The 14757-nt window shown below is 58.5% G+C and carries 12 protein-coding genes; 10 read left to right on the top strand and 2 right to left on the bottom strand.

Going from position 1 to position 14757, the window contains the following annotated elements:
* Nucleotides 1–6: 6 nt before the first annotated feature.
* Complete coding sequence (locus tag JTM80_RS13455; RefSeq protein ID WP_172355821.1) at nucleotides 7–273, bottom strand: Asr1405/Asl0597 family protein; 267 nt, start codon at nucleotides 271–273, stop codon at nucleotides 7–9.
* Entirely contained in the window at nucleotides 270–995 is a 726-nt protein-coding gene (gene cysE / locus JTM80_RS13450) for a serine O-acetyltransferase (RefSeq protein ID WP_205369603.1), read from the bottom strand. The genes JTM80_RS13455 and cysE overlap by 4 nt, the downstream gene beginning before the upstream one ends.
* A 1317-nt stretch (nucleotides 996–2312) precedes the next feature.
* Between cysE and nifB the strand changes: the two genes are divergently transcribed.
* The 10 genes from nifB (at nucleotide 2313) to JTM80_RS13400 (ending at nucleotide 14748) form a co-directional block, all read left to right on the top strand.
* Nucleotides 2313–3803 (top strand): nitrogenase cofactor biosynthesis protein NifB, encoded by a 1491-nt coding sequence (nifB, locus tag JTM80_RS13445; RefSeq protein WP_172355825.1) that lies wholly within the window; start codon nucleotides 2313–2315, stop codon nucleotides 3801–3803.
* A gap of 99 nt (nucleotides 3804–3902) precedes the next feature.
* Nucleotides 3903–4280 carry a 4Fe-4S dicluster domain-containing protein gene (locus JTM80_RS13440; RefSeq protein ID WP_172355827.1) on the top strand — a complete coding sequence of 126 codons (378 nt, stop codon included), beginning with the start codon at nucleotides 3903–3905 and terminating at the stop codon, nucleotides 4278–4280.
* A 93-nt stretch (nucleotides 4281–4373) separates the two neighbouring features.
* Nucleotides 4374–5567, top strand: coding sequence for a cysteine desulfurase NifS (nifS, locus tag JTM80_RS13435; protein ID WP_172355829.1), 1194 nt, complete (start codon nucleotides 4374–4376; stop codon nucleotides 5565–5567).
* A 178-nt stretch (nucleotides 5568–5745) separates the two neighbouring features.
* Complete coding sequence (nifU, locus tag JTM80_RS13430; protein WP_205369602.1) at nucleotides 5746–6651, top strand: Fe-S cluster assembly protein NifU; 906 nt, start codon at nucleotides 5746–5748, stop codon at nucleotides 6649–6651.
* 199 nt (nucleotides 6652–6850) lie between these two features.
* Nucleotides 6851–7726, top strand: coding sequence for a nitrogenase iron protein (nifH, locus tag JTM80_RS13425; RefSeq protein WP_172355833.1), 876 nt, complete (start codon nucleotides 6851–6853; stop codon nucleotides 7724–7726).
* A 168-nt stretch (nucleotides 7727–7894) separates the two neighbouring features.
* Complete coding sequence (gene nifD / locus JTM80_RS13420; RefSeq protein ID WP_172355835.1) at nucleotides 7895–9349, top strand: nitrogenase molybdenum-iron protein alpha chain; 1455 nt, start codon at nucleotides 7895–7897, stop codon at nucleotides 9347–9349.
* 107 nt (nucleotides 9350–9456) lie between these two features.
* The gene (nifK, locus tag JTM80_RS13415; RefSeq protein ID WP_205369601.1) at nucleotides 9457–11034 is read left to right on the top strand and encodes a nitrogenase molybdenum-iron protein subunit beta; all 1578 of its coding nucleotides are present in this window, start codon (nucleotides 9457–9459) and stop codon (nucleotides 11032–11034) included.
* A 60-nt stretch (nucleotides 11035–11094) separates the two neighbouring features.
* Nucleotides 11095–11391, top strand: coding sequence for a nitrogen fixation protein NifZ (locus tag JTM80_RS13410; protein ID WP_172355839.1), 297 nt, complete (start codon nucleotides 11095–11097; stop codon nucleotides 11389–11391).
* 170 nt (nucleotides 11392–11561) lie between these two features.
* Nucleotides 11562–11867: a Mo-dependent nitrogenase C-terminal domain-containing protein gene (locus JTM80_RS13405; RefSeq protein WP_172355841.1), complete on the top strand. Its 306-nt coding sequence runs from the start codon at nucleotides 11562–11564 to the stop codon at nucleotides 11865–11867.
* 121 nt (nucleotides 11868–11988) lie between these two features.
* Nucleotides 11989–14748, top strand: coding sequence for a bifunctional nitrogenase iron-molybdenum cofactor biosynthesis protein NifEN (locus JTM80_RS13400; protein WP_172355843.1), 2760 nt, complete (start codon nucleotides 11989–11991; stop codon nucleotides 14746–14748).
* Nucleotides 14749–14757: the final 9 nt, after the last annotated feature.

Genomic DNA, 14757 nt, shown 5'->3' with positions numbered 1-14757 from the left:
GAGATTTTACGAATTAGCCACGCATCCCTCCCGGCTCCGCCAGCATCTTTCCAGCCAGTCCACCCGTTCCTGGCGAGAGCAGGAAAACTGAAACAGGGCACTGCGAACTAGCAATAGCGCAAGGGCGTGGTTGACCTCTACTCGAAGAGTGCCATCTGCCGGGCAAGCGCAGGGGATATTCAAATCTCGCAGGCGGTAGTAGATTGACCAGCGATCGCATCGGTTCACTGAAATCATGTGTCCCCAACCGGAGACAGAAGAAGACGAGTTCATGGCACTAGCTCCACGGGGATAGAGGCAGACTGTCTAAGTTGGCTCACCTGGGTTTCCAAGGTTTCGATGCGATCGAGTAGGGCGCGGATCGTCCTCGCTTCAGTATCGGGCAGTTGGGCATGATCCAGGGGAGCGGTGGCAGTGTTGCAGCGGCAAACGTTGCGGCTGGGCACACCAACCGCAGTGCAGTGGGCAGGCACCGATTGCAGCACCACTGCCCCGGCCCCAATGCGGGCGTAGTCGCCAAGGGTAATGTTGCCAAGCACCTTGGCCCCGGAACCAATCACCACATGACTGCCCACAGTGGGGTGGCGCTTGCCAGTCTCTTTGCCAGTTCCCCCCAAGGTGACTCCCTGGTAAATCAGGCAGTAATCGCCCACGATCGCCGTCTCACCAATCACCACACCCATGCCGTGGTCGATAAAGACACCCCGGCCAATCTGGGCACCGGGATGAATGTCGATGCCCGTGAAAAAGCGGCTGAGGTGGGCGATAAACCGGGGCAGAAAGGGGATGCCGCGATCGCACAGTTCGTGGGCTAGGCGGTGGGCCACCAAGGCGTGCAAACCGGGATAGCAGCACAGCACCTCCAGCCAGTGACTCGCCGCCGGATCGCGTTCAAAGATGATGGCAAAGTCTTCCCGTAGAGCAGCCAGAATGGGCAGCCGCTTGGGGATATCGACCGAAGGCTGGGTAAAACCGCGAGGAAAGGAGAGAAACATAGCTCCAGTGGAGGCGTTTTGTTTCTCTGCTTATAGCAATGACTTCTAAGACTGCCAGTTGAGGGCTAACTCATCCAGATGACTAAACCAATTACAACTGCACTCAGTCCCAAATCCCTTATCGATCCAGGGGGAAAAGTTTTTGATGGCTAAGGGGACGGGTATTTCTCATCGTAGGAAGGCGCATTTTTACCCCTGGGTTCAAGCATTATGTACTCACTGAAAAGTCTTACTCATCAAAGACTTTAGCTGATTTGGTCAGTGGGCAAGATTCTGTCTATTATGCACTCAGGGTTAGGGGCTTCCAAAGCTACAATTGACCCTTGACACAAAAAACTGTAGCAGATTTATCAGAAGCTTCTCTCTTTAATTCAGAAATCCTTAACATCTGTTGCCCTTGAAGAAAGTAAGCCAACTAATGAACCGTCTGACAAACCATCTGAATATCTGAAGTCTGCTCCTATCTCCCTAAACCCCTGAGAGACGCAGAGAACTGAAATTTCAAAGTCACTCTCCAAGAAAGTCACTCTCTAAGGGAAATTTGGGCTTGAGGTTACCCAGTTATCCAAGTCAGCAAACCCATCGCGCTCTGGGCATCCAAAACATTTCTTGACTCACTAAAAGTAACGTTGATGACCATTACGCTCGGCAGACAGCCAAGATCGATACAGTTTAATATTTGGCACTTGAAAACAACGCTTCATTCTGTAGTAAATAATGCCAAAATGTGAGCTTTGAGTACTCAGAAACCTCAGCTAGTTAAAGCATTAGACCAATGCTAAATCCTTTCTCCAATGGGCACTTCATCTGAGTACAGAAATACAGCATTCGGCTGTTGAAATACCAGCATGGCTCCAGGGAAATACTAGCCCCCCACCCTGCCAAAAAAGATCAGGGCTTCTGTAATCCGGGTGTCTGGCAGTTAAGTACACCGCTAATCATTCAATCAACTCTACCGGGACAAGCAACCAAAGTAGCAAAATTCCCGTTGCTATAACTCTTTCAACGCCGAACACCCCAGCGTTACTCGATACCTGAAAGGGGACTCAGCAGATGGCAACGTCAACCTCAGCTTGGTTAAAGCTAATAACTTTGACACGCTGCCCTGTCAGTACCTAAACAGCAATCGAACGGCCCACCGATTTCCTCGCGATACCACCCACGCAGGGGAATCGCCCTTATCAGCACGTTGCTGGCTGATAGGTTTTGCTCCCTGTAGGGCATCCACCAGCCAGCGACGGAAATTCTCCAGCCCTTGTCTGGCTGCGCCGCCATGAGTTCCAACCCCGCCCTATCCACCCCTACCTCCCCAAACCCATGACGCCACCGCCATCCTCTGCCATGACCTCCGCGCCCACCGCGACGCCCGATCTGGACATTACCCTGACCAAGACTAAAACCGTGATCAAGCCAGCGGGTGGCGGCTGTAGTACGACCGCCTCTGGCTGCACCACCAAAACCGACACTGCCCTTAGCGAGAGCTTGCAGGCCCGCATTGAAAAGCACCCCTGCTACAGCGAAGAGGCCCACCACCACTACGCCCGGATGCACGTCGCGGTGGCCCCTGCCTGCAACATCCAGTGCAACTACTGCAACCGCAAGTACGACTGCGCCAACGAGAGCCGCCCCGGTGTGGTCAGCGAACTGCTTACCCCCGAAGAGGCCGCCCACAAGGTCTTAGTGGTGGCGGGCAAAATTCCCCAGATGACGGTGCTGGGCATCGCTGGCCCCGGCGACCCCCTGGCCAACCCCGAAAAAACCTTCCGCACCTTTGAGCTGATCGCCGAGCAGGCCCCCGATATCAAACTCTGCCTCTCCACCAATGGCTTGATGCTGCCGGATTATGTGGATCGCATCAAAGCGCTAAATGTCGATCACGTCACTATCACTATTAATATGGTGGACCCCAGCGTGGGCGAGAAGATTTATCCCTGGGTTCACTACCGCCGCAAGCGCTATCGGGGCCTTGAGGGGGTACGCATCCTCCACGAGCGGCAGATGGAGGGATTGCAGGCTTTGAAAGAGGCTGACATTCTCTGCAAGGTCAATTCCGTCCTCATCCCTGGCATCAACGACACGCACATGCCCGAGGTGAATGCTGCCATTCGGGAGCGGGGCGCATTTTTGCACAACATCATGCCGCTGATTTCGGCCCCGGAACACGGCACCTACTTTGGACTGAATGGGCAGCGCGGCCCTAGCCCCAAGGAACTGAAGCAGGTGCAGGATAACTGCGCTGGCAACCTGAAGCTGATGCGACACTGTCGCCAGTGCCGGGCCGATGCCGTGGGTCTGCTGGGCGAAGACCGCAGCCAGGAGTTTACCAAGCAGAAGTTTATGGCTATGCCCGTGGACTACAGCCTGGAAACCCGCCAGGCCGTGCATCTTAGCATTGAGCAGGCCAAGGCCGCCGTGGCCGCCAAGAAGCAGTCCGCCGCCCGCGTTCCCGGTGAGCGTTCGGAGGATTCGCCCAAGGTTCTCGTTGCCGTGGCCACCAAGGGCGGCGGCATCGTGAACCAGCACTTTGGCCACGCCAAGGAATTCATGATCTACGAAGTGGATGCTGCCGAGGCTCGGTTCATCAGCCATCGCAAGGTGGCCGACTACTGCCAGGGCGGCTATGGCGAAGAGGCGATGCTGACCGGCATCATCGACACCATTGCCGACTGTAAAGCGGTGCTGGCGGCCAAGATTGGCCCCTGCCCCAGCAAGCGGTTGCAGGAAGCGGGCCTGGTGGTGGTCGAAGACTACGACGTGATCGAGACTGTGGCCCGCAGGTTCTACGACGAGCATGTGTTGAAACGATAGGTCGATTTTGGATTTTGGATTTCGGATTGAAAAATCCCCTCCAGAGTTCAAAATCTCCAGTCCAAAATCCCCACAAATCCACTCCCCTTGGAGGCTCCCATGCCCTACACCATCACTCAAAGCTGTATCGGTTGTCGGCGCTGCCTCTCTGCCTGCCCCACTGGGGCGATTCAGACCGATGGCAGCACAAAATTCTGGATTGCGAGCGATCGCTGCAACCAGTGTCAGGGAACCTACGGGGTGGCCCAGTGCTGGGCTATCTGCCCTACCAACGAGGGCTGTGTGCCGCTGACCAGTGGCGTGGCGGCGGTGCCATTGTCCTCAGCGTCAGAGCGATCGCCCGACTACTGGGAGGCCTGGTTTGCCACCTACACCCGCATGGTGGCCAGGCTCCGGGGGGTGCAGGAGTCGAGCTATTGGCACCACTGGTTTGATACCTATTCGCAGGCTTTGAAGCGATTGCAAACGGCCCATTGACCCTTACCCCCAGCCCCTCTCCCTGAGAGAGAGGGGAACCGGAAGAACAATCTCCCCAATCCCAAATTCCCAATCCCAAATTCCCTAACTGCTATGGTCACTTATCTCGACAACAACGCCACCACCCGCACCGACCCCGACGTTTTGGCGGCGATGCTGCCCTACCTGAGTGAGCTATACGGCAACCCGTCGTCGATGCACAGTTTTGGCGGCCAGGTAGGAGCGGCAATTGAAACTGCCCGGGAGCAGGTAGCGAGCCTGCTGGGGGCCGAGCCGACGGAGATTATCTTCAATAGCTGCGGCAGTGAGGGCAACAACACCGCCATCCACGCTGCCCTGGCGGCCCAGCCGGAGAAGCGCCACATTATCACCACAGCAGTCGAGCACCCGGCGATTTTGGCGGTGTGCAAGCACTTGGAGAAGCGGGGCTACCAGGTGACCTACCTGTCGGTGAATAGTCGGGGCGAGCTGGATCTGATGGAATTGGAGGCGGCGATGACTGGTGGTACAGCCCTAGTCACTACGATGTATGCCAACAACGAAACCGGGGTGATCTTCCCGGTAGAGCAGATTGGGGCGATCGCCCAGTCCTACGGGGCCACCTACCACGTCGATGCCGTCCAGGCCGTCGGCAAGGTGCCGATTAACCTGGCCACCAGCCCCATCGACCTGCTCACCCTCTCCGGCCACAAGCTCCACGCCCCCAAGGGCATCGGCGCATTGTATGTCCGTAAAGGCTTCCGCTTCCGTCCCTTCTTGCTAGGAGGCCACCAGGAGCGGGGCCGCCGGGCGGGCACCCACAATGTGCCAGGCATCGTAGGCCTGGGCAAAGCAGCGGAACTGGCCCAGATCCACCTGGCTCATGTCCAGCGCGAAGCCGAACTGCGAGACATGCTGGAACACGGCATTTTGACCACCATCCCCGATACCGTGGTCAACGGCGGCGGTGCCCCCCGCCTGCCCAACACCACCAACATTGGCTTCAAGTACATCGAAGGGGAAGCCATCCTGTTCATGCTTAACCGCGAGGGTATCTGTGCTTCCTCCGGCTCTGCCTGCACCTCCGGCAGCCTCGACCCTTCCCATGTGCTGACGGCTATGGGGCTGCCCTATACCATCCTCCACGGCTCGATCCGCTTCAGCCTTTCCCGCTACACCACCGAAGCCGAAATCCGCCAGGTACTCACTGTCATGCCCGAAATTGTGGAACGCCTGCGGGCCCTATCGCCCTTCAACAACGATCAAGTGGAGTGGCTGCAAGAGCGAGATTTAGCCGTTGCAACCTAAGGCAATTTTGGGTTTTAGATTTTGGATTTTGGATTGCTTGCTTCATCCAAAATCGCCAATCCAAAATTCTCGCCAACCCCCCGCCCTCTGGGCACCTCTTCCAGAAGGGGACTGCCTCACCACAATCCCAAAATCGCCAATCCCAAATCCAAAATTCTTTCATTCCCCCGAAACTGCCATGTGGGACTACTCCGAAAAGGTACTCGAACTCTTCTACAACCCCATCAACCAGGGCACCATCGATGACCCACAGGAACCCGATGTGGCGGTGGTCTACGGTGAAGTGGGCAGCATTGCCTGTGGGGATGCCCTCAGGCTGCACCTGAAGATTCAGCAATCCACCGACAGCATTTTGGATGCACGGTTCCAGACCTTTGGCTGCACGAGTGCGATCGCCTCTTCCTCTGCCCTGACCGAAATCATCAAGGGCAAAACCCTAGACGAGGCATTGCACATCACCAACCAGGACATTGCCGACTTCCTCGGCGGCCTGCCAGAAGCGAAAATGCACTGCTCGGTGATGGGCCAAGAGGCCCTAGAGGCAGCGATCTACAAGTATCGCGGCATCGAAGTGGAGCACCACGAGGACGACGACGGCACCCTGGTCTGCACCTGCTACGGCATCAGCGAGAAGAAGATCCGCCGGGCGATCGCCGAAAACAGACTAACCACCGTAGAGCAAGTCACCAACTACGTCAAAGCCGGGGGCGGCTGCGGCTCCTGCCTAGCAGACATTGAGGACATTCTGCTGGACATTCAACACTCGGCAGAATCCGTAAAAGTCGCCCCCACCCTCACCCCGGAAAAGGAGCAAAGCACCCAAGCCTTACCTTACCCCTCCACCCCCCTCACCAACCTGCAAAAAATTACCCTGATCCAGCAGGTGATCGACACCGAGGTGAGGCCCCTGCTGCTGGCCGACGGCGGCGATGTCAGTCTGCACGATGTCGAGGGCGATCGCGTCCTAGTTAAGCTCCAAGGGGCGTGCGGCTCCTGCCCCAGCAGCACGGAAACCCTAAAGTACGCAATCGAGGCCAAGTTAAAGGATTTAGTCTTACCCTCCCTCATCGTCGAAGCAATCTAAATTTCGACACTCCATAAGTTTTCCCAAAATCCAAAATCACCAACTCCAAATCCCCTTACCCCTCCTCTCACCCATGCACCCCTCTATCCCCCGCGCCGGGCGCGACCCGCCGGCCCTCCTCCAGGCCCTTGCCTGATCCGAATTGACGAACGTTTCATTACCCCTCAATCCGAAATCAAACCCAAGGAGAAATCCCCCCATGCGACAGATTGCATTCTATGGAAAAGGCGGCATCGGCAAGTCCACCACCTCCCAAAACACCCTAGCCGCCATGGCCGAAAAGGGCCAGCGGATCATGATCGTCGGTTGTGACCCCAAAGCCGACTCCACCCGCCTGATGCTCCACAGCAAAGCCCAGACCACCATCTTGCACCTAGCCGCCGAGCGCGGTGCAGTGGAAGATTTGGAACTGGACGAGGTGCTGCTCACTGGCTATCGCGGCGTCAAGTGCGTCGAGTCCGGCGGCCCCGAACCCGGTGTCGGCTGCGCTGGACGGGGCATTATTACCGCCATCAACTTTCTAGAAGAAGAAGGCGCGTACGAAGACCTAGACTTCGTCTCCTACGACGTACTGGGCGACGTGGTCTGCGGCGGTTTCGCCATGCCCATCCGGGAAGGCAAAGCCCAGGAGATCTACATCGTGGTGTCGGGCGAAATGATGGCCATGTATGCAGCCAACAACATTGCTCGAGGCGTGCTGAAATATGCCCACTCCGGCGGCGTGCGCCTGGGCGGTTTGATCTGCAACAGCCGCAACACCGACCGGGAAATTGAGCTGATCGAAGCCCTGGCCGCCAAGCTCAACACCCAGATGCTCCACTTCGTGCCCCGCGACAACGTGGTGCAGCACGCCGAACTGCGCCGCATGACGGTAAACGAGTACGCCCCCAACAGCAACCAAGCGAAGGAGTACGCCCAACTGGCCGACAAGATCATCAACAACAAGAATCTCACCATCCCAACTCCTATTTCGATGGACGAGCTAGAGGAGTTGCTGATTGAATTTGGCATTCTCGATGGTGATGAAGAGTACCAGAAGGCTCTGGAGGCCGACAAGGCCCTGGCAGTGGTCTAGGTTTCTGGGAGCAGATCCCAGGGTTCTGAGCCAGGCGCTAGGTCAAACAATTCCCCCCGACAGAATCCTGGGATCTTTTCCCAAAGCTATACAGGCGCATCGCCGTGCGCCCCAACCCCCAACTCAAACCCATCCACCCATCCCGTCCACCCTACCCAAGAGGGCACCATGACTACTGTAGAAGATAGAAAAGCACTCATCGACGAGGTGCTAGAAGCCTACCCCGACAAAGCCAAAAAGCTTCGGGCCAAGCACATCAGCGTCCAAGAGGCCGAAAAGACCGACTGTGGCGTAAAGTCCAACAAAAAGTCCGTCCCCGGTGTAATGACGACTCGTGGCTGCGCCTATGCAGGAGCCAAAGGAGTGGTCTGGGGCCCGGTCAAAGACATGATCCACCTTAGCCACGGGCCAGTGGGCTGCGGCTATTACTCCTGGTCAGGCCGCCGCAACTACTACATTGGCACCACCGGAGTCGATAGCTTCGGCACTATGCAGTTCACCTCCGACTTTCAGGAGCGCGATATTGTCTTTGGCGGCGACAAAAAGCTCGACAAACTGATCGACGAACTGGAGATCCTGTTTCCCCTCAGCCAGGGCACCACCATTGAATCGGAATGCCCGGTAGGCCTGATCGGCGACGACATTGAGGCCGTGGCCCGCAAGAAGGCGAAGGAATACGGCAAGCCCGTGGTGCCCGTGCGCTGCGAAGGCTTCCGGGGCGTGTCCCAATCCCTGGGCCACCACATCGCCAACGACACCGTGCGCGACTGGGTGCTGCCCAAGGCCGACGAGTACCGCAAGTTACCTGAGGGCTACGAACCTGGCCCCTACGATGTCAACATCATCGGCGACTACAACATCGGCGGCGATGCCTGGCCCAGCCGCCTGCTGCTGGAGGCGATTGGTTTGCGGGTGATCTGTCAGTTTTCGGGGGACGGCACCTTTAACGAAGTGGTGATGACACCCCTAGCCAAGCTCAACTTAATCCACTGCTATCGGTCGATGAACTACATCTGCCGGTTCATGGAAGAGAAGTACGGCATTGGCTGGCTGGAGTACAACTTCTTTGGCCCCACCCAGATTGCCAAATCCCTACGGAAGATTGCCGCCCAGTTTGACGAAACCATTCAGGAAAAGGCGGAGCAGGTGATCGCCAAGTACCAACCGCGTATGGATGCGATTGTGGCCAAGTATCGCCCCCGCCTCGAAGGCAAGAAAGTGATGCTCATGGTCGGCGGCCTGCGCCCCCGCCACGTGGTGCCCGCCTTCACTGACCTAGGCATGGAGGTGATTGGCACTGGCTATGAGTTTGGTCACGGCGACGACTATAAGCGCACCACCGAATACATCGACGAAGGCACAGTAATTTACGACGATGTCAGCGGCTACGAGTTCGAGGAACTTGCCAAGAACCTCAAGCCTGACCTAATTGCCTCTGGCATCAAAGAGAAGTACGTCTTCCAGAAGATGGCCCTGCCCTTCCGCCAGATGCACTCCTGGGATTACTCCGGCCCCTACCACGGCTACGACGGTTTCGAGGTCTTTGCCCGCGATATGGATATGGCCATCAACAACCCCACCTGGAGTTTGATCAGCCCACCCTGGCAGATTTCCCAGAACTAGGCAAACTTTGAGCCTTGTACGGGCGCACAGCAGTGCGCCCCCATGGGTACTTCGCCCCAATGCCTCTCATCGCCCACGCCCGCATCCACCCATCCCCCCTTAAAGCCATGACTGACAATCTTGACAACACTATCCCCACACCCTCCTGTGGGGGCGACGACCCAGGTCAGATTAAAGACCACTTTGACCTGTTCCACACCGATACCTACCAGAACTTGTTTGAGTACAAGCGCCAGTTTGAGGGTGCCCACAGTCCTGAAAAGGTTGCAGAAATTGCCGAATGGACAAAAAGCTGGGACTACCGGGAAAAGAACTTTGCCCGAGAAGCCCTGACCGTCAACCCCGCCAAAGCCTGCCAACCGCTGGGAGCGCTGTTTGTGGCCGCCGGGTTTGAAGATACCCTCCCCTACAGCCACGGGTCCCAGGGCTGTGTGGCCTACTTCCGCACCCACCTGACCCGCAACTATAAGGAGCCTTTCCAGGCGGTGTCATCGTCGATGACCGAGGATGCGGCGGTATTTGGCGGACTGAACAACCTGAAGCAGGGGTTGGAAAACGCCCACGCCCTTTATAAGCCTAAGATGATCGCCCTCTGCACCACCTGCATGGCAGAGGTGATTGGAGATGACCTGGGTGCGTTCATTACCACTGCGAAGAACGAAGGCCACATTCCTGAGGAATTGCCGGTGCCCTACGCCCACACGCCGAGCTTTGTAGGGTCGCACATCACTGGCTACGACAACATGCTGAAGGGCATTCTCAAGACCCTGACTAAGGATGAAAAGGCCGAGACCACCAACGGCAAGTTCAACTTCAACCTGGGCTTTGACCCCTACATCGGCAACATCCGCGAACTGAAGCGGATTCTGGGTCTGTTTGGCATTGACTACACCATCTTGTCGGACAACTCCGATGCTTTTGACTCCCCCAACACGGGCGAGTTCAAGATGTACAACGGCCTTACCACCCTGGCGGATACCGCCGACAGCATCAACGCCGAAGGGACGGTGTTCTTCCAGAAATACACTACGCCCAAGACCCAGGAATACATTGCCAACGAGTGGGGCCAAAAGACCTACAACTTCCGGCCCTTCGGCATCAAGGGCACCGACGAGTTCTTGATGGCGCTGTCGGCGATTACTGGCAAGCCGATTCCGCTGGAACTCCAGCAGGAGCGGGGCCGGGCGGTGGATGCCCTGACCGACTCCCAGGCCTGGATTCATGGCAAGAAGATTGCCCTCTACGGCGACCCCGATCATGTGCTGGGGCTGGTTCAGTTCTTGCTGGAGATGGGGGCAGAGCCGACTCACATTGTGGTGACTAACAGCAACGACGAGTTTGAGGCCGAAGCCCGCGAGCTGCTAACCAACAGCCCCTACGGCCAGGGTGCGACGGTGTGGGGCGGCAAGGATCTGTGGCACCTGCGATCGCTCCTCTTCACCGAGCCTGTGGACCTGCTGATCGGCAACAGCTACGGCAAGTACCTGTGGCGCGACACCAGTACCCCCCTGGTGCGGATTGGCTACCCGATTTTCGATCGCCACCACATGCACCGCTACGCCACTCTGGGCTACCAGGGCGCAATCAACCAGTTCAACTGGATTGTGAACACCATTCTGGATGAGCTGGATCGCCAGACCATCGTGCCCGCCAAGACAGACATCTCCTTTGATTTGATCCGTTAGTTCCTCGATGGGGGTGAACGGCGGTTCGCCCCTACCATCCCACCCCACCCACTCACTCCCATGCGTCTCCCTGAAACTATCGAAATCGACGATCCGCCGACCTTTGACATGGGCGATCGCGTCCGCATCCTGAAGCTGATCCGCAATGACGGAACCTTCCCCGGCAAAGAGGTAGGGGCACCCCTGGCCCAAAAGGGCGACATCGGCTACGTCGTGGGCATCGGCACCTACCTGCAACGGGCCTACATCTACTCGGTGCATTTTCTGGAGAGCAACTATGTAGTTGGCTGCCTGGGCCGCGAACTCGAACTCACCGAAGACCGCCCCCCACTGATTCCTCAGGACGACGACACCTAGTAACTTCCAGTATTCCGCCGAGTTAGGAGACTGGTTGTGATCGACCCACTGATTCCTCAGGACGACGACACCTAGTAACCCCTTGGCCCTCACCCCCAAACCCCTCTCCCTAGGGGAGAGGGATGCCAGAACCGAAACCCGCACATCGCCCTTACCCACCGAGCACAGCCATGGCTACCCTCACCCGTCACCCCTCTACCCCTCTCCCCCTCCACCCGTCCACCCCCCTTGCCCCCCTGCGCCACTGGATTGATGGGGTGGAAATTACTAATCTTCACGTCGCCCATCGGATCTGCCGCCTAATTCCCTGTTGCTGCCCCTTCGAGCGCGATTTGACAGTGCTGGGCCACACCATTCACATTCCAGCCCTGTGCAAACTCAACCCGGTGTACGACGAGCTGGTAGCGCTGCGCCTGAGGGCGCTGACTTATCTTGCCGACACCTGCGGCGAAGACGTGACTCGGTATTTGTGTTGAGCCGCAAGGTTCTTGACGATGCATTGCTTCGCGTTGGCAAAACCTCGCCTCAGCACTATGCCCTGACGGTTCCCTTCATTCATCCACCCCTTCACCCACCAACCCTTATCCCCTCCCTGCCATGCCTTCCACCAAAGCCACCATGACAGAACTCCTGACCCAGCCGGGTTGCGAGCACAACCACAAGAAAAACGGCAAGGGCCACAACAAGGTGTGTCAGCAGCAGGCCAAGCCTGGGTCCGCCCAGGGGGGCTGTGCCTTTGATGGGGCCAGCATTGCCCTGGTGCCGATTACCGACGTGGCCCACTTGGTGCATGGGCCGATCGCCTGTGCGGGCAACTCCTGGGGCGGGCGGGGCAGCCTGTCTTCCGGGGGCACGCTGTACAAAATGGGCTTTACCACCGACCTGAGCGAGAACGACATTATTTTCGGTGGCGAGAAGAAGCTCTACAAGGCTATTCAGGATGTGCAGGAGCGCTACAGCCCCGCTGCCGTGTTTATCTATTCCACCTGTGTGACGGCGCTGATTGGCGACGACCTGGAGGCGGTGTGTAAGACAGCCTCAGAAAAGCTGGGCCTGCCGGTGGTGCCGGTGCAGTCCCCCGGCTTTGTGGGCAGCAAGAACCTGGGCAACCGCCTGGCCGGGGAGGCTCTGCTGGAGCACGTGATTGGCACGGCGGAACCGGAATTCACCACCCCATACGACATCAACCTGATCGGCGAGTACAACATCGCCGGGGAACTATGGGGTGTGCTGCCCCTGTTCGAGAAGGTGGGGATTCGGGTGCTCTCCAAGATCACGGGCGATGCCCGCTACCGGGAGGTGGCCTACGCCCACCGGGCCAAGCTGAACGTGATGATTTGCTCCAAGGCGCTGATCAACCTGGCCCACAAGATGCAGGAGCGATACGGCATTCCCTATATAGAAGAGTCGTTCTACGGCGTGGCGGATATGAACCACTGCCTGCGGGCGATCGCCGCCAAACTGGGCGACGAGGCCATGCAGGCTCGGGTCGAAGCCGTGATCGCTGAAGAATCCGAGAAGCTGAACCAGCAGCTCGCCCCCTACCGAGAAAGACTGCTGGGCAAGCGCGTGGTCCTCTACACCGGCGGTGTCAAGTCCTGGTCGATCATCTCGGCGGCCCAAGATCTAGGCATCACAGTCGTCGCCACCAGCAGCAAAAAGAGCACCGAGGAGGACAAAGCCCGGATCAAAACCCTGCTGGGCCAGGACGGCATCATGCTGGAGAAGGGCGGGGCTGCCGAACTGCTGAAGGTGATCGAGCAAACCAACGCCGATATGCTGATCGCCGGAGGCCGCAACCAGTACACCGCCCTCAAGGCCCGCATTCCCTTTCTGCACATCAACCAGGAGCGCCACAACCCCTACTCCGGCTATGGCGGCCTGCTGGAGATGGCCAAGGAACTAGACGAGAGCTTGCATAGCCCGGTGTGGGCGGAGGTGCGGCGGGAAGCGCCGTGGGCAAACCCTCACCCCCAACCCCTCTCCCCAAGGGAGAGGGGGGACGAAAGTGGAGAGAGGGCTGCTACCAAGATCATCGCTCGCCGCAAGGCCGTGGCCGTGAACCCGCTGAAGCAGAGCCAGCCCCTAGGGGCTGCCCTGGCGTTCCTGGGCATTCAGGGGGCGATGCCGCTGTTCCACGGCTCCCAAGGCTGTACCGCCTTTGCCAAGGTGCTGCTGGTCAACCACTTCCAGGAGGCGATTCCCTTGGCGACCACGGCGATGAGCGAGGTGAGCACCGTGCTGGGGGGCGACGACAACGTCCACGGCGGCTTGCTGACAGTGATTAAAAACTCCCAGCCGGAGCTCGTGGGGCTGTTTACCACCGGCCTGACGGAAACCCGGGGCGACGACATGCAGGGCATTCTGCGGGACTTCCACCAGGCGAATCCGGAGGTGACGGTGCCGATCGTATTTGCCTCTACCCCCGACTACAAGGGCAGCCTGGAGGACGGCTTTGCCCGGGCGGTGGAGAGCCTGGTGCAGACCGTCCCTGAATCAGGAGAGATTAACCCTAAACAGGTCACCCTGCTGGCCAGTGCTGCCTTTGGACCCGGCGATGTGGCGGAGTTGAAGGAGATGGTGGAAGCGTTTGGCCTGAGGGCGATCGCAGTCCCCGATCTCTCCACCTCCCTGGACGGACACCTGGACGATGCCGACCACTACACCACCCCCACGGGCGGCACCACCGTGGCAGACCTCCAAACCGTGGGCCGTTCCGCCCTCACCCTGGCCCTAGGCGGCAGCATGGCCGGGGCGGCGAAGATTTTGACGGATCGCTTCGGCACCCCCGCCCAGACCTTCACCCGGCTCACTGGTCTGAGGGCGGTAGACGACTTCCTCCACGCCCTGACTCAGCTCAGCGGCCAGCCCGTGCCCGCCAAGTATCAGCGCCAGCGCCGCCAGGTGCAGGATGCCATGCTAGATACTCACTTCTTCTTTGGCCGCAAACAGGTGGCGATCGCCCTCGAACCCGACCTGCTGCACAACATCGCCTGGTGGCTACACAGCACCGGAGCCGAAATCCAGGCCGCTGTGGCCCCAGCCCCATCCCCGCTGCTGAAGGATCTACCCATCGAGCAGGTCACCATCGGCGACTTTGAAGATCTGGAGGATCTGGGGGCCGCCGCCGACCTCTGGATCACCAACTCCAAGGCCCGCCCCATTGCCCGCCGCCTCGGCATTCCCCTCTACCTGCACGGCTTCCCCATGCTAGAGCACCTGGGCAACGGCCACCGCTGCACCGTCGGCTATCGCGGCACATTAGACCTGCTGTTTGCGATCGGCAACATTTTGCTCGAAGCCGACGAAGAGCGGACCCACAGGCTGGTACATCGATGGCGGGAAGGAGGGAAATGAAGGGATTTT

The sequence above is a fragment of the Thermoleptolyngbya sp. PKUAC-SCTB121 genome, assembly GCF_016919485.1.
Taxonomy (GTDB): Bacteria; Cyanobacteriota; Cyanobacteriia; order Elainellales; family Elainellaceae; genus Thermoleptolyngbya; species Thermoleptolyngbya sichuanensis.
Note: the sequence above shows the minus strand (reverse complement) of the source record. Positions and strands in the feature narration are given on the sequence as shown.